18 protein-coding genes are annotated in these 22,234 nt (G+C 36.0%); 2 read left to right on the top strand and 16 right to left on the bottom strand.

Annotation, left to right across the window (positions count from 1 at the left end; translation table 11 throughout):
• Positions 1-85: 85 nt before the first annotated feature.
• Positions 86-1,381, top strand: coding sequence for a threonine synthase (gene thrC, locus ACKGJN_RS14685; RefSeq protein ID WP_409540307.1), 1,296 nt, complete (start codon positions 86-88; stop codon positions 1,379-1,381).
• 59 nt (positions 1,382-1,440) lie between these two features.
• Here the strand turns inward: thrC and ACKGJN_RS14680 are convergent, their stop codons facing one another.
• Both ACKGJN_RS14680 and ACKGJN_RS14675 read right to left on the bottom strand, forming a co-directional pair.
• Positions 1,441-2,925 carry a S10 family peptidase gene (locus tag ACKGJN_RS14680; protein WP_409540306.1) on the bottom strand — a complete coding sequence of 495 codons (1,485 nt, stop codon included), beginning with the start codon at positions 2,923-2,925 and terminating at the stop codon, positions 1,441-1,443.
• A 45-nt stretch (positions 2,926-2,970) separates the two neighbouring features.
• Positions 2,971-4,641, bottom strand: coding sequence for an ABC1 kinase family protein (locus ACKGJN_RS14675; RefSeq protein WP_409540305.1), 1,671 nt, complete (start codon positions 4,639-4,641; stop codon positions 2,971-2,973).
• Positions 4,642-4,943: 302 nt separating this feature from the next.
• On the opposite strand from ACKGJN_RS14675, the gene ACKGJN_RS14670 reads away from it, so the two are divergent.
• Entirely contained in the window at positions 4,944-7,133 is a 2,190-nt protein-coding gene (locus ACKGJN_RS14670) for a bifunctional SulP family inorganic anion transporter/carbonic anhydrase (protein WP_409540304.1), read from the top strand.
• Positions 7,134-7,279: 146 nt separating this feature from the next.
• Here ACKGJN_RS14670 and ACKGJN_RS14665 read toward each other — a convergent pair whose 3' ends face one another.
• The 14 genes from ACKGJN_RS14665 to ACKGJN_RS14600 form a co-directional block, all read right to left on the bottom strand.
• Positions 7,280-7,591 carry a hypothetical protein gene (locus ACKGJN_RS14665; protein WP_409540303.1) on the bottom strand — a complete coding sequence of 104 codons (312 nt, stop codon included), beginning with the start codon at positions 7,589-7,591 and terminating at the stop codon, positions 7,280-7,282.
• A gap of 105 nt (positions 7,592-7,696) precedes the next feature.
• The gene (locus tag ACKGJN_RS14660) at positions 7,697-9,697 is read right to left on the bottom strand and encodes a cation:proton antiporter domain-containing protein (RefSeq protein WP_409540302.1); all 2,001 of its coding nucleotides are present in this window, start codon (positions 9,695-9,697) and stop codon (positions 7,697-7,699) included.
• Between the two features lie 195 nt (positions 9,698-9,892).
• Complete coding sequence (locus ACKGJN_RS14655; protein ID WP_409540301.1) at positions 9,893-11,770, bottom strand: M61 family metallopeptidase; 1,878 nt, start codon at positions 11,768-11,770, stop codon at positions 9,893-9,895.
• Between the two features lie 201 nt (positions 11,771-11,971).
• Positions 11,972-13,171 (bottom strand): glutamate-5-semialdehyde dehydrogenase, encoded by a 1,200-nt coding sequence (locus tag ACKGJN_RS14650; RefSeq protein WP_409540300.1) that lies wholly within the window; start codon positions 13,169-13,171, stop codon positions 11,972-11,974.
• Positions 13,172-13,247: 76 nt separating this feature from the next.
• Positions 13,248-14,018 (bottom strand): glutamate 5-kinase, encoded by a 771-nt coding sequence (proB, locus tag ACKGJN_RS14645; RefSeq protein WP_409540299.1) that lies wholly within the window; start codon positions 14,016-14,018, stop codon positions 13,248-13,250.
• A 25-nt stretch (positions 14,019-14,043) separates the two neighbouring features.
• Positions 14,044-14,850 carry a pyrroline-5-carboxylate reductase gene (gene proC, locus ACKGJN_RS14640; RefSeq protein WP_409540298.1) on the bottom strand — a complete coding sequence of 269 codons (807 nt, stop codon included), beginning with the start codon at positions 14,848-14,850 and terminating at the stop codon, positions 14,044-14,046.
• 583 nt (positions 14,851-15,433) lie between these two features.
• A complete protein-coding gene (locus ACKGJN_RS14635; protein ID WP_409540297.1) occupies positions 15,434-15,880 on the bottom strand; it encodes a hypothetical protein in 447 nt (148 codons plus the stop codon).
• 276 nt (positions 15,881-16,156) lie between these two features.
• Complete coding sequence (locus ACKGJN_RS14630) at positions 16,157-16,600, bottom strand: hypothetical protein (protein ID WP_409540296.1); 444 nt, start codon at positions 16,598-16,600, stop codon at positions 16,157-16,159.
• Between the two features lie 47 nt (positions 16,601-16,647).
• Positions 16,648-17,067: a hypothetical protein gene (locus tag ACKGJN_RS14625; protein WP_409540295.1), complete on the bottom strand. Its 420-nt coding sequence runs from the start codon at positions 17,065-17,067 to the stop codon at positions 16,648-16,650.
• Positions 17,068-17,147: 80 nt separating this feature from the next.
• Entirely contained in the window at positions 17,148-18,521 is a 1,374-nt protein-coding gene (locus tag ACKGJN_RS14620; RefSeq protein WP_409540294.1) for an MBL fold metallo-hydrolase RNA specificity domain-containing protein, read from the bottom strand.
• Positions 18,522-18,630: 109 nt separating this feature from the next.
• Positions 18,631-19,473 carry an ATPase gene (locus ACKGJN_RS14615; protein ID WP_409540293.1) on the bottom strand — a complete coding sequence of 281 codons (843 nt, stop codon included), beginning with the start codon at positions 19,471-19,473 and terminating at the stop codon, positions 18,631-18,633.
• A gap of 112 nt (positions 19,474-19,585) precedes the next feature.
• Positions 19,586-20,434 carry a universal stress protein gene (locus tag ACKGJN_RS14610; RefSeq protein ID WP_409540292.1) on the bottom strand — a complete coding sequence of 283 codons (849 nt, stop codon included), beginning with the start codon at positions 20,432-20,434 and terminating at the stop codon, positions 19,586-19,588.
• Positions 20,435-20,518: 84 nt separating this feature from the next.
• Entirely contained in the window at positions 20,519-21,367 is an 849-nt protein-coding gene (locus ACKGJN_RS14605) for a universal stress protein (protein WP_409540291.1), read from the bottom strand.
• A 2-nt stretch (positions 21,368-21,369) separates the two neighbouring features.
• Complete coding sequence (locus ACKGJN_RS14600) at positions 21,370-22,221, bottom strand: universal stress protein (RefSeq protein WP_409540290.1); 852 nt, start codon at positions 22,219-22,221, stop codon at positions 21,370-21,372.
• Positions 22,222-22,234 lie beyond the last annotated feature (13 nt).

Genomic DNA, 22,234 nt, shown 5'->3' with positions numbered 1-22,234 from the left:
TGAAACATTCAGAAGTGGATATCTCTACACAGAATTATGTTTAGATGGATGTTAAATTTGACTTCTATAACAATACTATAAAAAGATGAAATATTTCAGTTTAAACGATAAAAATCAGGTTTCTACATTTGAAAATGCCGTCCTTAAAGGTCTGGCTCCGGACAGGGGTTTGTACTTTCCGAAGGAAATAAATAAACTACCACCATCCTTCTTTGAAAACTTTAAATCCAGGTCAAAATATGAGATTGCTTTTGAAGTAATTAAAGGATATGTGGGTGATGAGATCCCGGAACCTGAATTAAAAAAGGTCATTAAGACCACTTTGGATTTTGATTTTCCGGTGGTACCAATTACCAGTGATACAAGTGTTCTGGAGTTATTTCACGGGCCTACATTGGCGTTTAAAGATGTGGGCGCCCGGTTTATGGCCGGATGTCTTGGGTATTTCATAAAAAAGGATGATTTAGGAAAGATCACCGTTTTGGTTGCTACTTCCGGAGATACAGGAGGAGCGGTAGCCAATGGATTTCTTGGTGTTGAAGGAATAGAGGTAGTGATCCTATATCCTAAAGGTAAGGTGAGTCTAATCCAGGAAAAACAGCTCACTACCTTAGGCAGGAATATTACCGCACTTGAAGTGGACGGGGTTTTTGATGATTGCCAGGAGATGGTAAAACAGGCATTTTTGGATCAGGAAATTCAGGGAAAAGTAAGGCTGACTTCTGCAAATTCCATAAATGTCGCCCGCTGGTTGCCGCAAATGTTTTACTACTTTTTGGCCTATCAGCAGTTGATGGAAAAAGATGAAAAACTGGTGTTTTCTGTCCCAAGTGGAAATTTCGGAAATATTTGCGCCGGACTTTTAGCTAGGGAAATGGGACTTCCAATAGATCATTTTGTTGCAGCCAATAATGTAAATAATGTGGTGGAGCGCTTTCTGCAAACGGAAAAATTTGAACCCAGATCGAGTATTCAAACCGTGTCCAATGCTATGGATGTTGGGAACCCAAGTAATTTTGTAAGGATACTGGAGCTTTTTCAGAATAAATTCGGGAATCTTAAGGACGTTTTATCCGGATATAGTTTTGACGATTCTGTTACAAAAGAAGCAATTGCAGAAATGTATAAAAAAACCGGCTATGTCATGGACCCCCATGGTGCAGTGGGATATTTGGGATTAAAATCCTTTCTAAAGGAAAAGAAAGGGTTTCACGGCACTTTTTTGGAAACCGCTCACCCGGTTAAATTTCTGGAAACTGTAGAAGCGGCGATTCGGGAAAAAATAGAAATTCCTGCATCGATTCAGTCACAAATGAAAAATGAGAAAAAGTCTGTTGAGATTAAAACCTATGAGGAGCTGAAAACATATTTATTGGGTTAAAATAGAAAAACCCTGCAGGTTACTTAACCGGCAGGGTTGTAATATGAAAATAGCATTTTTTAATATTTCGCGGAATCTCCTGCTTTTGGAAGCGAATTTTCTATAAAGTCCCGTATATCATCATTCGCATTTTTAAGATCTTCACTTCTTAGGTACATCATATGTCCGCTTCGGTAACCTTTAAAACTCAATCGATCCCGCATTTTGCCACTGGGATCCAGTTGCCACATGGTATACTTTGCATTAAAATAGGTAGTAGCACCATCAAAATATCCGGATTGCACCAATACATCTAAATTCGGGTTTTGCGCCATCGCCTGGCGTAGATTTTCACCGGTGTTGTCACCGCTCCTATCCCAGGGATGAACTGGTCCGAACATATTGTATTTAATATCGGTTTTGAACTTCAATTCTTCCTGAAGGTAATAATTGATGGCTGGGGTGAAGGAATGCAGCCAGGAAGTTAATTCCGCATTATAATCGGGGGAATCTCCGGCGACTTTCGCATCTATTCCCAGGTATCTGGAATCAAGCCGTCCAATGGTGTAACCTCCACTTTCCCGCATCAATTCTTTCCAAAAATACCGGAATGGAACATCAAGATTGTTCTGCAGGAAAACTTTTTCCCCGATTCCTGAGTAATATGCCATTTTGGAAGCGATTTCCTGCTTTTTTTCTTCTGAAGTAAATCCGCCTTTTATTAAGGCTGGTAATACAGTATTAATGGTGAATTCTTCTGCTTCAGCCAGGACCTCTTCCAGATCTTTATTCTGTAAAGCTGAAGGCAATTTTTTATGATACCAGGCAGCCGCAGCAAAATAGGGAAGCCTGTTTGCAATTTCTACAGGGCCTTCCCGGTCAACGCCCATTTCGGTCGGGGAAACCAGGATCACTCCGTTTAAATACATCCACTGGCTGTTTTGCAATTCCAGTGCTAAACCCGAAACCCTGGTAGTGCCATAACTTTCACCAATTAAATATTTTGGGGATAACCATCTGTTTTTTCGGGTTACAAAGGTGTTTAACCAGCCGGCCAGGTATTTAATATCTGCCTGGACTCCAAAGAAATCCTTTCTATCCACTTTTTCATCTTCCTTTTCTATCAATCTGGAATACCCTGTATTTACAGGATTTACATAAACAATATCTGCTACGTCCAAAATCGAATAGTTATTTTCCTTTAAACCATAAGGTTGCACAGGGAAACCTTCATCATCGATCTTTAAAACCCGGGGCCCTGTGTAAGCAATATGCATCCAAACAGAAGCCGAACCTGGCCCTCCATTAAAAGAAATTACCAGAGGTCGGTTTTCTGTGTTTTTGATATCGCTGCGTTTATAATAAGTATAAAATAAACTCGCCACTGGTTTTCCATCTTCATTCCAAACCGGTTGAGTTCCGGTTTGTGCTGTGTAATTTATGTTTTTACCATTGATGTTAACCGAATGATTTGTAACAACCATGGTGTCTACCGGAAGTTCAATTTTCTGGGCATAAAGACTAATGGAAGCTATACTGAAGATTAGGAGATATAAAAATTTCATAGGTATGTTTAAATTGAAAGATGGTTTTAAGGATTGAAAAATAAGTTATTTTTTTTGATTGAAGCCTTCATCCTTGAAGATTATAATGTAGCTAAGCAGTATTCCTCCAATTGCAGCAATAAAAAAGAATATAATCGCCAATCCTGGATATCCAAATATGGTGAAGGAGGAGGGAACCATCATTAGTAGTGAAGCTCCTAAAATCATTGCTGCGATTATAAGGCCAAGGGTAATCCGGTTTGCTATTTTTTGAAAACCATCTGTAAATCTCTTTTCATCGAATGCATTCACTTTTATGCTGAATTCGTTTTTGGCTAAAGCTTCTGAAATTTTATTCAACCGTTCCGGAAGATTTTCGGTGAGTTTTTTGGTTTCCAGCGCGACAGAAAAAAGATTTTCAGGTTTTAATTCCTTATACATCTTTGCTCGCATCAATTTATGAGCGTGGGTTCTAACTGCTTTTCGTAAATCAAACTCCGGCTCCAGGACTGCGATTATTTGATCCATATTCAATAATATTTTTCCCAGGATATTTACTTCCACAGAGATGTGAATGCCATTTTCTGCAGCTACCCGGTTCATCTGGATTAGCAATCGTCCGGTTTGCATATCCTTCGCCATTTGGTCCTTACTATCCATCACAAGATTATTGACGGTTTTTCTGAAATTTTTCACATCAGAAATCTCATCAACTTCACTCATATTCAGCAATACATCGGCACAGGCTTCCCCGTCATCCTGGCTTAGCGCGATGAGCAACTGAAGCAGTCTTTCCTGCATATTAGGGGTGAACTTTGCCACCATTCCCAAATCTATCAATGCAATTTTATGGTCCCTGGTAAGATGGATATTTCCAGGATGGGGATCGGCATGTACAAAGCCATCGGTAATTATTTGTTTCAGGTAAGCTTCTACAAGTTCATCCACCAAAGGGCTTAAGTCATTTTCCAGTTTTTTAAAGGGGGATATGGAAGTGATCTTTTTTCCATCGATGTATTCCATGGTCAACACTTTGGAAGTTGAATAATCCGGAATGGGTTGAGGTACAGTAAGATGTTTAAATTCCTTTAAGTTCCCTCCAAGGCTAATTAAATTTTGAGCTTCTCTTAAATAATCGAGTTCCTGAAGAAGAATTCGGCGCAATTCAGCAAGCACATCATCAAAAGCATATTTCCTTGCTACCTGGGTGTGTTTTACCGTAAATTCTGCTAATTCTTTCAGGGTATCCAAATCATCCAGAAACTTTTTTCTAATCCCCGGTCGCTGGATTTTTACCGCGACTGGTTTTCCAGAACGCAAAGTTGCCTTATGAACCTGTCCTATTGAAGCACTTGCCAAAGGTTCTTCATCAAAAGAAGAAAAAGCTTTGGAGATCCTGATCCCTAATTCCTCTTCGATAATTTTTGAAACTTCAGAATATGGAATTGAAGGAACGTCATCCTGAAGGCTTGCCAAAGCTTTTAAATAGTTATCAGGTAAAAGATCCGGACGCGTAGAAAGCAATTGACCAAGTTTTATGTAGGTTGGTCCCATTTGCTTAAGATCATCTACCAGCTCTTCCGGAGTTTGATCATAATCGGCTTCATCTTTTTCATCATTATTTTCATCACCAAGGGCAGAGGCTGCGGTTTGAGTGAATAAGTCACTATTCCAGTATTTCAGCATAAAACCAAAAAACTTTTGGTATCTCAGCAAATTATCGGGAAGTACAGACATTATTTTTGGTTTAGGTTGTTTAATTACTAAAGGTATCTATTTAAAATTATTGAACAAACAGATTATGAACAGGGAAGGGTTCCTTGTTAATTTTTAAGAAAAATTTAATATTTTTTGGTAAAAAAGCGGTAAGCACGGTTCTTAGCATTTAATTTATTATTTTTATAGCTTTTTGTATAACTTGCTTTTGGGAGCTTAAATTTCCGGCAGCTAATTATTCCCTTCTATTGAAAAAGATTCCTAGTTTTAATAATATTGTTAGCAAGGTTGAACTCAACCCCAGAAAACCTCTTTTTTCGAGTTTGAATAAAGACATTCCTGCCAGTATCGTAGTATTTTTAGTTGCGCTACCGCTTTGTCTTGGAATAGCACTTGCAAGTGGCGCGCCGCTGCTTTCAGGATTGATCTCCGGAATAATTGGAGGTCTTGTGGTGGGAAGTGTAAGCATGTCTTCTGTAAGCGTAAGTGGTCCTGCTGCCAGTTTAACAGCAGTAGTGCTGGCTTCAATAGCCTCACTGGGAAGTTTTGAAGTTTTTTTAATGGCGGTGGTTTTGGGGGGGATCTTTCAGTTTATTTTAGGGATTCTTAAGGCTGGTCTCATCGCAGATTATATGCCCTCTAACATTATTAAAGGTTTACTTGCTGCTATTGGGATTATCCTGATAATCGCTCAACTCCCTTATGCCTTTGGAATTGAAGCATCCAAAGAAAATTATCTGGATCCAAGTCTGGGATTTTTACGTCAGATGCAGCCTGCATTTTGGAATTTTGTAGATTCTCTCACGGCTGGAGCACTTTTAATATCCGGACTATCCCTTGCGATTATGATATTATGGGACAAATCTCCGCTAAAAAAATTCAAATTACTTCCACCTGCCCTGGTAGTGGTAATTTTAGGGGTATTGCTAAATTTCATTTTTGAATATATTATGCCCTCTTTTCACCTTACTTCGGCTCATTTGGTTAATATTCCAAAAATTGATCATTTTTCAGAGCTGCTAACTTTTCCTGATTTTTCATCTATAACCAACCCGGAAGTATGGGGAGTTGCTATAACCATAACTTTAATCGCTTCCATTGCCAGTTTACTTGCTATTGAAGCCTCAGATGATCTTGACCCACACAAGCGAAAAACTCCTCCCAATAGAGAATTGGTGGCACAGGGGATAGGAAATACCATAACAGGCCTTGTTGGAGGAATTCCCATAACATCTGTCATCGTAAGAAGTTCGGTCAATATAAATGCGGGGAATGAAACCAAGCTATCAGCGATTTTACACGGTGTTTTTCTTTTGCTTAGTGTTTTATTCCTCAGTACTATTTTGAATCTAATTCCGCTGTCAAGCCTGGCGGCTATTTTACTGGTTATAGGTTATAAATTAGCTTCCTGGGATGTAATCTCGTCTATGTTTAAAAAAGGCTGGAATCAGTTTATTCCTTTTGTGGTTACCGTAATCGCAATTATTTTTACCGATCTACTTATTGGAATATTTATTGGAGGCCTGGTAAGTATCTTCTTTTTGTTGCGCAGCAATTATCACAATGCCTTTTTTATAGAAAACACTAAGATTTTTAAAGGTGAAACCATCCGTTTGGAACTATCAAATGAGGTGTCTTTTTTTAATAAAGCTTCTATAAAAAACACTCTTTGGAGTGTACCTCCAAAATCTACAGTAATCATTGATGCCACATTTGCAAGTTTTATAGATCATGATGTGCTGGAAATCTTTGAAGATTTTAAAGACACTTTTGCCAAAGAACATGATATTAATTTGAGTATTATTGGATTAAAGGAGAAATATTCGGTAGGAAAAGAACTTGAATTTATAAAGGGAGAAATTCAGGAATCTAAAGAAAAATCTACTCCGGAGGAGATCTTTGAATATTTGATGGATGGGAATCAACGCTATGTAGATGGGAAATTGGTTTCCAGAAGACTGCGGAATAAGGAACTTATGGATTTCATAAATGCACCGCCTCTTGCAACAGTGGTAAACTGTATAGATATGCGGGAGCCATTAAACGTTCTCATGAATACCGGGATTGGAGATTTAATTCCCATTAGGACAGCCGGAAATTTGGCAGACCAGGAAGTTATACGCAGTATTGAAGTAGCCTGTAAAAAACAAGGCGCAAAATTTATTCTTTTAATGGGGAATTCGGCAAATAAAATTTATGCTGAAGCTTTGAAGGACTATATGCAAGGAAGAGAATCCTATATAAGTCCGTTAATTGAGGATGCTGTAAAAGAGCTGAATATTTCAGCACAGGATATTGTGATGGAACAAATCTTTGAAGTTGCCGACACTATAACGCAATGGAATCTTGAAGAATCCAAAAGAAGAATCGTTTCTGAAAATGAATATTTAAAAGCCGAAATCGGGCAGGGTAGGATAGGAATGGCATCTGCTTTTTTTAACCGGCAAACAGGAAAAATCATTTTTTCTGAGATCTATAGAATCCAAAAATCAAAAGTATCCTTACCAGATTAATTCCGATGTAGATTTCTTGATTTGTGCCAAGATCGCATCAGCTTAATGCTTAATATCGATACCCGAAAGGCAAAACTTCTCTAAAGGTAAATGGACGAACAGAAGACATTCCTCTGTTCGCCTAAAATACTGATTGATTCCATCATCTATTCTAAAATTTTCACCGATATGGGATCTAATCTTTTACCGGTTTTTTCTACTTCAACTTCTACATTTTGTCCTTCCTCTAAAACAGAAAAATCAATGGTTTCTCCATTTCTGGTTAAAGATGTGTTTTCGTTAAAGTAAAGTTCAAGTATTTTATCATCCTGAATTCGTACATAGATCTCAGTTTTAGCAGGTTCAACTTCATCTATGGTTCCCTGGTAAGTTCCGGATTCGACTATTTCTGTTTTTTCCCCACATGAAGTGAAAATTAAGAAAAAGGCCGCAATTACTATTGCTGATTTAAATTTCATGATCTCAGTTTTTAAATGAATATTTCAGGTTGTTTATTCTTAAAAAAAAGTCTATTCTATTAAAGTTATTAAATTTTAATCAGTTATTTGTTAGTCATTTAAACTTTAATAGGAAAGAATTTCGCTGAGATTATTGATGTTTGAAGGTGCGCCAAAAAGATATAGAAAGTCACCTTGTTTAATTAAGGTTTCCGGATTGATCTCGGTTAAATAAGTTGTTCCTCTTCGTATCGCTAAAATAGTAACACCAAAGTTTTTTCCTATACCCGATTCCTGAATGGTTTTATTCACAATTGAATTGGTTCCCTGCTCCACCTTTAAAGTCACAATTTCTTTATTAGGAATATTTAAATGCTGGTAGGCTGGAGTATGCGGTCCTTCCTTTATGCTCGTTAGCATTTCATAATCTGAAGAGCGTACCTGATTTATAAAATCCTGGATTTCATTGTGTGGGATAAGGTATTTTCGTAATACCCGGCTAAAGATCTCTATGGAAGTTTCAAATTCCTCGGGAATTACCTCATCGGCTCCCAAACGAATATTTTCTTCAATTTCTTTTACGTACCTCGTTCTTACAATAACACAGGCAGTTTGGCTCAACTCCCTTATTCCGTTAATTATTTTCTTTGTGGCATCGGGATCAGAAATTGCGATTACAACGACTCTGGCTTCCTGAACATGGACATGTTTCAATATCACTGGATTCGTGGCATCTCCAAAAACAATTGGTTCTCCGGCGTCTTTTGCAGCATGGAAGGAATCCGGTTCAAGGTCTATAATTGTATAAGGAATATCAGCGCTTTTAGCGGCTTTGGAAATATTCTTCCCATTGATCCCGTATCCAATAATTACAAGGTGGTCTGTAAGTTCTTCTGTAGGAGTTTGTTGATTTTGGTTAACTCTTTTAACATTGTCGAGCCGTTTTCTAACATTAGCAGGAATTGGCAATTTTACGAGGAAATATGTGATCTTTGGTGCAAAGTTCATCAAAAATGGTGTAAGCCCCATCGTAATGATCGAGATTGCCAAAAAGTACTGATACACATTCTCGGGCAGCAAATCATTTTGAACTCCAACGGTAGATAAAAGCAAAGAGAATTCCCCTACCTGGAAAAGTGCAAAAACCGTCATAAATACAGTTCTTGCTGGGTACTTTAAACTAAGGACAGTAATGCCAATTATAATCATTTTCAGTAAAATCACACCTACCACCAGCAATAATATATATAGGATATTATTGAAGAAAAAGTTAAGATTAAGCAGGGAACCTACAGAAATGAAAAAGAAACTTATGAAGATTTCCCTGAAGGGTAACACATTGGCTGTTGCCTGATGACTGTAATCTGATTCGGAAATAATAAGCCCTGCGAAAAATGCTCCTAATGCCAGAGAAAGACCAACCGAAGAGGTTAACCAGGCTATTGCAAAGCAGAAAACGATTGTAGTTAAAATAAATAGCTCCCGGTTTTTGGTTTTTACAACCATTTTAAAAATTCGTGGAACTATATAAATCGCCAGCAAAAAAATCACAATACCAACTCCAATTATTTTTATAAGAAGAATTCCAACCGTTTCCCAGATATTATCTGATTTTCCCGCCAATAGGGGCGTGAGCAACATCATTGGCACCACAATAATATCCTGGAATATCAGGATTGCAACAGCTACACGTCCATGTGGGGATGTTACTTCTCCTTTTTCCTGAAGGATTTTTAAGACGATAGCAGTACTGCTCAAAGCAAACAGGAAACCTATAAAGACTGCAGAATTTAGGGGTATACCAAGAAAATAAGAAACTATGGCAGTGACTAAAATAGTTCCACCTACCTGCATTCCACCACCCAAAAGAATTGTTTTCTTAATTGCAGCCAACCCTTTTAAGGATAGCTCGATCCCAATTATGAATAGCAGGAATATAATGCCTATTTCAGAAAGCAATTCAACTTCGTGTTGGGAACTTATTAAATTAAAAGCATATGGACCGGCAATAATTCCCGCGAGTAAAAATCCAAGAAGGGAAGGGACTTTAATTTTTTGAAATAATAGGATAATGAAAATAGACAGTCCTAAAATTATTACGATGTCCTGAAGAATGGGTATTTCCATATATAAATTGTTTCCTTTTAGCTTTAATGGTGGCTTGTCAAGATACGAATAGGATCTTTATTTAAAAATTAAAAATACCGGTTTATTCAATTTTTATAAGGTATTAAAATAGGGTTTTTAGCTTAATCTCCCGTGGGAATCTGGTGAAATAAATAATTTAAGATGAGCGAATTCTATATCAACGAATTGAAATTCTTAATTTTTTAACCAGGCATTTCTCAATTTAACCTTTGAATCGGTTTCGGGAAGATCAGCTTCTTTAAGTTTGATTTGGCTATCTGTGGGTTGTGTAATCTTTCCGGTAAGAACTAATTCTTCACCATCTCTTAGTAGCATCATTTGTATATCCTCACCTTCTGACCATGATTGGGATTTCATCACCAATTCGTAAACATTTGCAATGGTATATTCAGCCTCATTTACAGATTTAATAACATCTCCATTTTTTATCCCCAATTGTTCAAGAAATGAATTTAAGGTAATATTATTTCTGAAGAAAAGAGCACCTGTTTCCGGATTTCCATCTATATATGGAATTTGTCCTTTGATAAAATAGGAGGTGTTAATTTGATTGTTTTCATAATTGACTCCAACCTTTTCTAAAAATTCAGCATATGGAATTGGAGTAGTACCACTAACGTAGGTATCAAAAAAAATCTGGATTTCAGGATAGGTTAACGATACAATTGCGGGAATTAAGGCTTCGTCCTCAAATGGTTTGTTTTTGCCATATTTTTCAGATAATTTTTTCATCATATCCAAAATACCCATACCGCCATTGCTTAGTTCCCTCAACTTTATATCCAGAGCCATCCCAATAAGGGCTCCCTTAAGGTAAACATTGTAATAATCACTTTTATAAGGTTCTTCCAGAATGTTTTCGCTCATTACGGTAAACGGAATGCTATCGTTGAAATTTTTCGAACTTTCGATTTTATTAGAGATGCGATCGTAAAATTCATCATTGCTGATCAAATTTTGGTTTACCTGAAAAAGGTTTGCGAAATATTCTGTAACTCCTTCATACATCCATAAATGTTTAGACATTTTTGGCTCGTTATAATCGAAATAGTGAATCTCGTTCGAATGAATATTTAAAGGGGTGAGAATGTGGAAGAATTCATGAGATACCACATCTGTAATTGTAGTTTTTAAGGCGTCTAGGGGCATTGTCTCCGGAAGAACTACAACAGTTGAAGTGTGGTGTTCTAATGCTCCAAAGCCTCTTGCATCCATCTCCTCCAGATCTGAAAGGTATAATAAAATAGCATAGTTGGAAGTGTTATCGATTTCACCCAAAAATTCTTTTTGAGCCGATATCATTTCCTCAACCCCGGCTTTAATGTCCTTTGTGGTATATACATTATTAGGGGAATACACATTCAGCAAAACCTTCATGTCCTGAATATTAATGGAAGTGGTATCAGGTTTTGCATACATTATTGGATTATCCACAACCTCAAAATATCTTTTGGTGTTATAGGATTCAATCGTCGTTCCGGGAGGACCCTGTTGGGTGGTTGAATGAGATATTTGTAAGCTGGTTCCCGCAATAAGCCCGGTTGGCCGGTGGATAACCAATTTATAGGGTTGTTCTGTCAAGTTTTCAAAATACCCAACAAAACCGTGAAGGTTAAGCATGAAGTTTTTATCTTTTTCAATATTTGTTCCGGCCGGTGAGAATACTCCTTCTTCTCCCTCCACATCAAAAGAATCGTTTACCCAATAGGTGATCTTATCCATATTTTCAGCATTATCGATCAACCAGGAATTATCATCTTTTCTTGCAACCAAAAGCTCTTTTCCCAGATAATCAAAAGCCTTCATGTTTTCAATAAATTTCCCGTAATTATCTACAGAATAGGTCCCGGGAACCGTCTTTGGAATATAAAATGTGGTTTGAGCACCTGTTAATTTACCAGGGTCTAACGTGACCTTTACTTTATCATTTTGAACGTTTACCAAATCGATATTTACCACCACCGGCTCCGGTGTAATTGTTTCAAGATCCTGAGTGGTTTTACAACTATAGGTGACAGTGAGTACTGCCATGAAATAGATTAATTTTTTCATGTGTAATTATTTGTTGTTTATAATTTGATATTCCAATTTCAAAACCGGGAATATGTTTTCCTTCCAGGGGTTTTAAGCGACCGCAATTTAAGGTTTTGTTCTTTAATTATCTATTGCTAAAAAAAAGATCTGTCCGGGATTTAATACCCAGACAGATCTTTCAAATAATAAACTCCATAGAACTTATTTTCTATAGGATTATTATTCCCTTATGTGCCCTTCTCCCAGGACATAATATTTGTTGGTAACCAGTTGTTTTAGTCCAAGAGGTCCACGGTGATGAAGTTTATCTGTACTTATTGCGAGTTCTGCTCCCACACCCATTTGTCCACCATCTGTAAACCGGGTGGAGGCGTTGTGATATACAGCTGCATTATCTACCTGTTCCATAAATTCCAGAGCTTCTTCTTTATTTTTTGTAATGATAACTGCGGAATGTCCTCCTGAAAAATGATTGATCTTATCAATGGCTGCATCTAAACCATCCACAGCGCCAAGGGCTATTTTCATAGCAAGGAATTCTTCGAACCAGGTATCTTCTCCCGGAATCTTAGATTCTTCTTTTAATATGTTGCTTACTTCATCATCCACCACAATTTCAACCTGAAGTTCCTTCATTATATGCTGAAGTTCCTTCAGTTTATTTTCATAATCAGGAAGTTTTTTATCTATCAAGACTTTATCCAAGGCATTACAACCGGAGATTTTATCGGTTTTAGCGTTTAAAATCACTTTTTTGGCAATTTCAAAATCTGCTTCCGGTGATACATATAGGAAATTATTACCTCTACCGCTAACCAAAACTGCCCCGGTAGCGTGTTCTTTTACAAATGCAATTAATTTTTCGCCTCCACGAGGAACTATTAAATCCAACTGCACTGGTGGATTTTTCAGAAATTCCTGTGTTTCCTTTCGGTCCAAATTCAATAACTCGACCCAATTGGTGTCCAGTCCGTTTTCCTTTAAAGCCTCATGCCAACAAGCTACCAGAATTTCATTGCTTCGTATCGCTTCTTTTCCTCCTTTAAGAAAGATCTTATTATTTGCTTTAAAAGCGAGTACTGCAGCTTCAATTGTTACATCCGGGCGGGATTCGTAAATGATCATTATATTCCCAAAAGGTGCTGTTTTATTGGTGATATCAAGACCACTGTCCAAAACTGTGTGTGAAATGGTTTGCCCAACAGGATCTTCCTGATCCATGACTTCTTTTATAGACAAAATCATCCCATCAACCTTCTTGTCATTTAGGATTAACCGGTCATACATGGCGCCTTCAGTTTCACCAAAAGCTTCCAGATCGGCTTTATTTGCCTTGATTATTTCTTTGCGTCTTAAATCAAGAATTTTCATCATAGATTTCAAAACGTTATTTTTAACTTTTGTCTTTATTAACTTCATTTTGATTTTTTTTAAAATTTAATCCCTCATTGAGGGTTTAATTTCCCAAGATTTTTGATTTATTTTGATTTTTCAATCAGGCTGTAAATTTTGTGCCTACAGGCTTTCCTGCAACAATATCAAGGATCACATTTTTTTGTTTTCCATTAGCGATGTAGGTAGGAATATTTTTTGCCGCTGTACTTTTTGCTATTTTAATTTTGGACTCCATACCTCCACGGCCTTCACCTTCACCTTTACCTGATTCCTGAACATATTTTTCGACATTTTCATCTACTTGAACTTTGTTCAGTTTTTCTGATTTATCATCATCCGGATGACCGGTATACAGCCCATCTGTATCGCTTAAGATTATAAGGGCATCCGCACTTATAAGTTCAGCTACCAGGCTTGCCAGTTCATCATTATCAGAAAACATGGACATGGTTACAGAAACTGCATCATCTTCATTTGCAATTGGAATAATTCCTTCAGCCAATAAAGACTCATAACAATTTATCATATTTTCCCGGTGTATTCCAGGAGTGAAATCTCTTTTTGTAGCCAAAACCTGTGCGCAGCGCATTCCGAAATTATGGAAAATGCTATAATAATGCCGCATCATTCTTGGTTGTCCAACGGCAGAGTAAACCTGTCTTCTTTTGGCGGGATCTGTTATGCTTATTTCCCCAAGAATCTCTTTTCCTGCTATTGCCGATCCCGAGGAAACCAGTACCACCATAATATCCTCTTCATATAAAGTGGCTATTTGTTCTACCAGGTTGCTTAATACAGGTCCTAAAATCCGATTGTCTTTGTTGGTCATTACATTGGTGCCAACTTTCACAACTATTCTCCTTTTTTCCATCTCTCTTTTCTAAATAGTTCTTCGGTTACTTTTCTTTTCCAAGTTCCACAGCTCTTTCAAAAGCGGCATATGCGGCATTTTTTATCAATTCTTTCACATTATTATCATCCATAGAATCTAGGGCAGCCCTTGTAGTTCCGCCTTTAGACGCAACCCTGTCCATCCAGGATTCCGGAGAAAGATCAGATTGGTTGAATAGTTCTACCGCGCCTTCAAATGTTTTGCTAACCAGTATTTTGGAATCATTTTTAGAGAATCCCATTTTTAGAGCAGCTTCCAGCATGGATTGCATAAAATAAAATATATACGCCGGTCCACTTCCTGAAATTCCCGTAGAGGCATCAATGAAATTCTCATTTTCCACTTTAATGGATTCTCCTGTAGTATCTAAAAGGTTTCGTACCGTTAATAATTCAATTCTTGAAACTTCACCGGATGCGGTATAGGATGTTACCCCTTTTCCAACCTGTGCGGGTAAATTTGGCATTGCTCGAACTACCTTTTCTAAATCAAGACCTTCCTGAATTGTATTAATGGTAACTCCTGCCATAATAGAAACAAAAACCTGCTCTTTATTTACCAATGGCTTTAACTCCTTGAACATTTCCTCACAGTGATAAGGTTTTACGGCAAGAAAAACTATATCTGCTGTTGGTAAACACTTTTCAATATCCTCATAAACATCAAAGTATTCTATTTTGCTTAACGATGCTATCAATTCCCGAGACTTATCATATATCATCAAATTGTGCCGGTTTAATAATGTAGATTTTGACATGCCTTCTGCGTATGTTAATCCCATGTTTCCTGCTCCAATTACTAATACTCTCATTCTATATTTTTTGATTAATAAAATTTAACCGGCTTTTTAAACCCGTCTTCTTTAGTAATGTAGTTCCAAAAATCATACTATCCAGCTGTTTTGATAAAAAAAATCTTTGAAATCGATCAAAAAACTGGTTATTCGATCCATTTTTTCCTGAAAAAATTGAGACAGGGGGAATATTTGTTAAAAAAGGAAAATGGTCTTGTATTAAATAATTGCTGTTAACTATCGCTATTGCTATGTAAAGGTGCACTTAAAAGATAAAATATTGGGGGAATTGTACTCCTACTGTCTAATATCTGGAAAAATAAAACGTAATTTCTTTTTTCATCATAGGTTAACTTGTTATAATGTGACTCCATGGCGAAAACCTGAAATTATGTCAGTTTTTTTCCTGTTTATGCCTGGATGACTCTACTCATAACAGCTCAAATACTTATCTAGTGGTATCAAAATCTATTATACCATCGCTCTTTTAAACCGTTCTGAGACATTTGATTTTTCTGATGCCGTTGATTTCTTAATCCCTGTTTGATTTATAAAATAAAAATAGAGAATCAGCTTGTTTCCAATTTTAATCCCCTTGAGTTTAATTATGTGCTACTTTTGAAATAATTGATTTTCTTTTAAGAAAGGGACTGCTAAAATGGAAAATACTAAGTTTTAATTGCTGAAAATTCACTAGGAGATCCTTTAGTCTGTTGAGAAGTTCCTGATGCTGATTTTGGTAAAAAATGTCACAACTTATATCCTCACATTCCAACATTCCTTTGAGGTCATTTTTATGATTTCGTAATGCGAGTTGTACTTCAATCTTTTCGGTTTTTATATCTTCAAATTCTTCAGTATAAGATTTTATCTTTTCAGAAGTATTTGGGTTAATGGTTTGAAAAACTTCGGATGTTAAAAAATGCTTTAAAAACACCAGTTCATCAGTACAGGTTTGAAGAGTTTTATCCCATTCGAGCGTGTCATTTTCAAGTTCTTCAACGTTTTTTTCATTTACAGATTTATAGGAATAATCGAGAGTAGCCATGATCGAAATTTTTAATGGTTTAAACGTAGATTACTTAAAGATTTTACAGGTATTGTGTTTATTAAACCTTGTTATATTAAATCACAGTTAATAGGTAAAAATAAAGCCGCTATTAGTCATAGCTTTCTTTTTACTTATTTTCAGCTTAACGCTGCTGGGTGTTTTTCACAATGTATAATTTCTTATTTTTTAAAGGTCAAAATTAAAATATGTAAATCTGCAATTAGATATTAAGATCCATTGATTGGGGAATATATTTCCATTTAGTTTTTCAGTTTAACCCAATAGTCTTTTTTGTTTTTGCTGTTTCAAAGCCCGGGTAACCGTTGTAAAAATACCTTTTTTAAGAGACTGGTATTCAACGGTAAATTTATTCACTTCTTTTAATAACCTCCTGTGCTCTTCCCTGTATTCCTTTTCCTGCTCTGGTTGGTCAATACCGTCTACCAGTATTTGTAAACCATTTCGATGTTTTGTGGTTTCTTTAAGCAAATTTTCAACTTCTTTTTCGGATTCAGTTAATTTAAAAATTAAACTTTTTGCTTCTTCAAGCAAGTGAGATTCCAGAATTGGAACGGTGTATTCTTTTAACATATCCTGAAAGAAGATTTGTTCATCTTTTATAAAGTTTAACTCGGAGATCCATTGTAAACAGGAATAATGCATTTCATCAGAACTTTTCCATTCTACATATCGAAAATTTTGATTTGATGTATCCATAATATTTTTGATTTAAATTGTCTCAGGTGGTTTCTTATTAAAACATGTTAGTCGTTTTGTTTCAGAAGGCTGCCTGTATAATGGAAAATTTCCAGTTTGAGATCGTAAAATTCTTCAAAATATTTTCCTATATCCTTTCTTAATTTCTCAAACGCTGTAATGAAATTTTCTTCGGGAACCTTCCCGTTTTCTATGGCATCCTTCAGTATTTTCAAATTTTTTTCTATCAGGTTGTAAAATCGTGAATTCTGAGATTTTATATCTTCCACACTGTCTAAGTATTCCTTTAAATTTTCAAATAAATTAGGAATATTGGGTTTGAAAATTTCAGCATTTAAAAAGAGCTTGAGGAAACTTATTTCATCTAAATTATATATTAACAGGTCTTTCCAATGTAAAAGTTCCAATTGGTATTTTTTGAGACTCTTTTCACTGTAAAACGAATTATCTTTTTCTGATGTAATCATTGTAGTACAGTTTGTTTTTCATCTAAATTTAAATTTTTAAAACGAAAATATAAATGATAATTATCAGGATTGGAAAATATTTAAAGCTTAATGCTGATGGTTTCACTCAAATGTGGAATGTGTACTGGCCACTGGTACGTATCTTTTATTTTCACCCTTAAAACATCAAGGGCAGTGGGCTCTCCATGGATCAGGAATATCTTTTCCGGGATGTTTTTTATTTTTCCCAACCAATCGATTATACCTTTTTGATCTGCATGGGCAGAGAGGCTTTCAATCATTTTTATTTTGGCTTTCACCTCGCAGTATTTTCCAAATATTTTAATCTCCTGGTCGCCTTCCAAAAGTTGTCTTCCCCGGGTTCCTTCTGCCTGAAAGCCCACGAGTAAAACCGTTGTTTCCGGTTTATCGATAAAATATCTCAAATAGGTAAGAACCCTTCCGCCACTTACCATGCCGCTTCCTGCAATTACAACTTTAGCTCTTTTATCATCTATTGTTTTCCAGGTATCTTTATAGGATGTTATAATGTTAAAATGATTTTTCATTGCTGCCAGATCCTGAAGGTTGAGTTTATGCCAGGAAGGAAAACGTTCAAAAACCCCAAAGACTTCGTTTCCCATTGGGCTATCGATAAAAATGGGAATCTTCGGAATTATATTTTTCTTGTAAAGTTGCCACAATTTATACATCAAGATTTGAAGCCTTTCTACCGCAAAACTTGGGATTATTAAAATCGAATTATTTTTTATGGTCTCATTAATAGCATCTTTCAGTATTTTATCAGAGCTATCTTCCGGATGTAACCTGTTGCCATACGTGCTTTCCAGGAAGATATAATCACCCCATTCCGGTGGTTTTGGAGGATCCAGTAATTGGTCTTGTTCCCGACCAATATCTCCCGAGAAAAGAAATATTTTTCCGAGGATATCCAATTCTATATAGGTTGCTCCTATAATATGTCCATTTTTTTCCAGTCTGAATTTAATATCTGGAGTAATGTTAGACCATTTTTCTGGTTCTACAGATTTAAATAGCCGAATCGCATTTTCTGCATCTTTCACCGAATAAAGCGGTAAAGCCGGAGTGTGGATGGAAAAACCTTCATCATTTGCTTTTTGAGCCTGTTCTTCCTGAATTTTTGCGCTGTCCAAAACAATAATTGAAGCGATCGCCAGGCTGGGTGCGGTTCCCATTATTTTACCCTTGAAACCTTGTGCTACCAGCCTCGGTAAATATCCGGAGTGGTCCAAATGTCCGTGAGTAAGCAGGATTACATCAATTTTGTCTGGGGGGAATGGGAATGGTTCCCAATTTAGGTTTCTCAATTCTTTTAATCCCTGGAACATTCCACAGTCCACCATAATGTTGGCTTGGGGTGTTTCCATGAGAAATTTGGATCCTGTAACGGTACTTGAAGCTCCTAAAAAATGAATTTTTATTTCTGAATTCATAACTGGATAATTTAATCTTAACAAAGGGCTGTATTTACCTACTTTCTTTAAATTATTTTATGAAATATCTTTTTTTTATACATCAAAAGTTCTTGTCTTCCAAGTTCTTTTATGATCCCGCACACAGCATCTCCATCTCTTTTAAAATCCTGGATTTTCTTCCTTCGGAAATACCTAAATGATCCAGATAAAATTTATCATCTATCAATTCTTTGCACAATACTACATCCCTGCTTAATAGGAAGTGCTTTTCCCTTGAAGAAAGCAGCGTAGAAACTGTAATTGGATATAGGCCGGTATGATCTATCCTGTCTTTTAAAGCATTCCCTTTTGGAAAATCCCAGCTCAGCAAATTTAAGCCTACACATTTTCCATAATTCCTGGCATCTTCAGTAAATCGTGTATTAGTGGCCACCCAACCTTTAAAGACTGGAAGGTGCGGATGTTTTTTATCTAAAAAATTTTGAATGTCCCGAAATCTACTGTGGATATATAGTGGGATTTTTACATCACAGGCTTTGCCAGGATCGGCATGAAACTTACATTCAAATAAATTTTTCACGTTATCTTTTATGGCGATAACATCCAATTCATGGGTTACACAAGTTCCCTGTAAAATTTTTCCAACCTCTATTTTAAATCCGCTGTGTTTTAAAATAGCAGCGATAAATTTTTCAAAAGGAAATCCGGTGGGGCCCAGTTCGTAAATAGCATTTTTCAATTTATACCGGGAGGCAAATGATCGGTTCTTTTTCTTTAAAAGATTAAAAGCCCTGTTATAGATCTCCTTTGTAGAAATTCCATCATATAATTCATCTTCCAGATTGCTAATTATATGATTTATAACTTCTTCATCTGCTCCCGACTTTCTTAGAGACGCCTTGACTTTTTCAACTGAAAAAATATCTTTATCTCCTGAAGCTTTTGTAATCTGGAGATTCCGGCTGTTCATATTATTGATGTTTGAATTTTGTTAATTTGAATTTTCTTCTATCATCAAAATGAGAATGAGAACTGGTTTCCTGTAAACCTGATTTTGAAATTCTTCTTTGTTCTCTATCCTTTTACGGGTGCATTACCAAAACAGGAACAAGAGGTTTAAATCCAATTTCTTTTACCAGGGATTTTGTAAATATGCTAGTCAAAAAATTATGTTTTTTATTGATAAGTGCCAGGAGATCACTATCCCTGCTTTCTATAAAGGAATGAATCCCTGGGGCTACTTTAATATCGGTTAGTGTATGAAATGTGTGCACTACGTCGCCCAAATATTGCTGAAGGTCCACTTTATTTCCTTCCTGCTCCCTGCTTAATTTATCTGCTTCCTGTATATGAAGTACCCTTATTGCCGCTTTCATCTTCTTTGCGATATCTACCAGGTTTTCCAGCTCACGACGCTTATAAGCAGTCTTAAAATTTGTAGCAAATACAACTTCCTTTCTTTTTTCCTCAGGATAGTTTACATTTTCCGGAATGACGATAACCGGACAATTATTAACTTTCTCCATAACATCCACTGCGTTGCTGCCATAAAGTTTATTTGTAGGATCATTTTCTCCTTTGGTACCCATGATCACCAATTCTATTTCGTTTTTATCGATAACGGTTTTTACGGCTTCCAAAACAGTATTATAGGTAGAAATGGTTTCAAAATTATGCTCTTCATTACCACCCCTGGAGGTGATTCCATCTATTATTTTTTCAAGCCCAACCTCAGATTGTTCTTTGGCTTTTTCATAATTAGGTTCTCCAGGTTCAGGAACAATAAGGCTATCTGTTGTGAAATAATATAACTGAAATGTATTTAAGAGGTAGAAAGTACATTTATCATCTTTAAATAGGCTTAAAGCATAATTTAAAGCGTTCCATGAATTTTTGGAAAAATCGGTTGGTATTAATATATTCTTTCTCATGGCTTTGTTTGTTTAGTATAAAGGTAATTTGTTGGTTTCATGAAAAATATGACAACAATCAAATCTTTTGAATGTTTTCAAAGCTTATTCATAGGAACGGTGTAAAACGAGTAAGGGAATTCTGGAATAATTCCCTAAATCTTTATAAAGCGGCTTAAAAAGTAATTTTTCAAAAAAATTGTGCTTTTTATTTATAAACACGATCATATCACTTCCTCTGCTTTCGGTAAAACAATAAATACCTATTGGAATACTTACATGAGCCAAAGAATGAGCGCTATGGGGAATCTCTTTTAAACAAGATTCCAGATGGTATTTGTTATGTTTTTGAGACATACTCAAACCTCCGGATTCTTCTATGTGAAGTATCCTGATAGCAGAATTATTTTGTTTTGCAAGGTGAATGAGGTATTTAAGATCTTCTTTGGAATGTTCAATTTCATAGCTGGTAGCCAGTACGATCTCATTTATGAACTGAAAAGATACATTGGAAGGAACTGCAAGTATGGGACAGTTTTTTATTTCATTCAATATTTGGATCGTATTACTGCCAAAAATCACTTCATAAGCTCCGGTGGTCCCCTGTGTGCCAACAAAAATAACTTCAAATTTATGCTGGTTGAGCTCATTGTTTATAGAATCAATTAATGTTTTATTTAAGGCAACACATTTGAAATTATGGCTGGGATTTGAAAAACGTTCTTTAAGAATTTCACAAAGTCGATGAAGCTTTTCTTCTGAAATTGCTTTATGTTTTACCAATTCTTCTTTTGCGGGAACCGGATCCATAACACTACCTTCATGATAACCATTTACATCGTATGAATTCATTAAAAAAAAACGACAGGATTCTTCTTTATACAAATTGATCGCGTAGAGCGTTGCATTCCAGGCATTTTCAGAAAAATCTGTGGGAAGAAGTATATTTTTCATGATTAAGAATTAAATTTTCCTGAAGGAATTACCAAAAATGGAATCTTTACGTGAAATCCTATGTCATTTATTAAAGGCCTGAAAAGAAGGTTTTCAAAAAATGAATGTTTGTTGCTTATCATTGCTAAAAGATCGATGGAGTTTTCTTCCTGAAAATCGTAGATCCCTTCTGTAACCGTATTTTTTTCTATACTATAAAATTTGTGGCGTGTATCTTTTAAATATTCGCCAAGGATCTTTTTGGAGTTTTCCTGCTTTTCTTCAATCGGTCGCCCAAAAATCACGTGTAGAATATGTAGTTTAAAGTTATAAATATCAGCCAGATCTATGAGAAGTTGTAAATGTTTCGCGGTATAGTTGATATCAAAATCTGTAGGGAAAAGAATGTTTTTAGGTGGAACGAACTCAAAATCAGAAGGAATAGCCAAAAGAGGAACTTTTGTTTTTTTTATGGCATGTACGGTGTGGGTTCCAAATAGGATTTCCTCGGCGCCGGTTGCACCCTGAGTGCCCATTATTACCAGGTCTATTTCTTTTTCCTTCACCTGTTCCTTAATCTCTTCATTAAGCAAATTAAAGGATGAAATTTTTTCTATAGTATGTTTTGGATTATGAAATTTTTGGTTTATTTTTTTCTCAGCTTTCTTCAATCCTTTTTGGGAATTATTCTTGTAAATTTCGTCAAGACTTAATTGAGATGGGCTATATAGAATGTATTCTGTATCATAAAGCACCGGAGTATAGGTGTTTAAAAGATAGAAAATGCATTCCTCGTTCTCAAAAAGTTGCACGGCATATTGTATGGCATTAAATGCATTATCGGAAAAATCGGTTGGTAAAAGTATTTTTTTCATTTTTCAATATTTT

This window comes from Gillisia xinjiangensis, from assembly GCF_046298265.1.
GTDB lineage: Bacteria > Bacteroidota > Bacteroidia > Flavobacteriales > Flavobacteriaceae > Gillisia > Gillisia xinjiangensis.
The sequence above is the reverse complement of the archived record's forward strand: the minus strand, read 5'-3'. Positions and strand labels throughout refer to the sequence as shown.

Bases quoted from the DNA above. Each gene is read 5' to 3' on its own strand.
- ACKGJN_RS14605 (WP_409540291.1), bottom strand. From the start codon at position 21,367: ATGAAAAATATACTTCTTCCCACAGATTTTTCTGAAAATGCCTGGAAT.
- ACKGJN_RS14680 (WP_409540306.1), bottom strand. From the start codon at position 2,925: ATGAAATTTTTATATCTCCTAATCTTCAGTATAGCTTCCATTAGTCTT.
- thrC (WP_409540307.1), top strand. From the start codon at position 86: ATGAAATATTTCAGTTTAAACGATAAAAATCAGGTTTCTACATTTGAA.
- ACKGJN_RS14610 (WP_409540292.1), bottom strand. From the start codon at position 20,434: ATGAGAAAGAATATATTAATACCAACCGATTTTTCCAAAAATTCATGG.
- ACKGJN_RS14660 (WP_409540302.1), bottom strand. From the start codon at position 9,697: ATGGAAATACCCATTCTTCAGGACATCGTAATAATTTTAGGACTGTCT.
- ACKGJN_RS14650 (WP_409540300.1), bottom strand. From the start codon at position 13,171: ATGAAGTTAATAAAGACAAAAGTTAAAAATAACGTTTTGAAATCTATG.
- ACKGJN_RS14615 (WP_409540293.1), bottom strand. From the start codon at position 19,473: ATGAACAGCCGGAATCTCCAGATTACAAAAGCTTCAGGAGATAAAGAT.
- ACKGJN_RS14630 (WP_409540296.1), bottom strand. From the start codon at position 16,600: ATGGATACATCAAATCAAAATTTTCGATATGTAGAATGGAAAAGTTCT.
- ACKGJN_RS14665 (WP_409540303.1), bottom strand. From the start codon at position 7,591: ATGAAATTTAAATCAGCAATAGTAATTGCGGCCTTTTTCTTAATTTTC.
- ACKGJN_RS14655 (WP_409540301.1), bottom strand. From the start codon at position 11,770: ATGAAAAAATTAATCTATTTCATGGCAGTACTCACTGTCACCTATAGT.
- ACKGJN_RS14675 (WP_409540305.1), bottom strand. From the start codon at position 4,641: ATGTCTGTACTTCCCGATAATTTGCTGAGATACCAAAAGTTTTTTGGT.
- proC (WP_409540298.1), bottom strand. From the start codon at position 14,850: ATGAGAGTATTAGTAATTGGAGCAGGAAACATGGGATTAACATACGCA.
- proB (WP_409540299.1), bottom strand. From the start codon at position 14,018: ATGGAAAAAAGGAGAATAGTTGTGAAAGTTGGCACCAATGTAATGACC.
- ACKGJN_RS14635 (WP_409540297.1), bottom strand. From the start codon at position 15,880: ATGGCTACTCTCGATTATTCCTATAAATCTGTAAATGAAAAAAACGTT.
- ACKGJN_RS14620 (WP_409540294.1), bottom strand. From the start codon at position 18,521: ATGAATTCAGAAATAAAAATTCATTTTTTAGGAGCTTCAAGTACCGTT.
- ACKGJN_RS14600 (WP_409540290.1), bottom strand. From the start codon at position 22,221: ATGAAAAAAATACTTTTACCAACCGATTTTTCCGATAATGCATTTAAT.
- ACKGJN_RS14625 (WP_409540295.1), bottom strand. From the start codon at position 17,067: ATGATTACATCAGAAAAAGATAATTCGTTTTACAGTGAAAAGAGTCTC.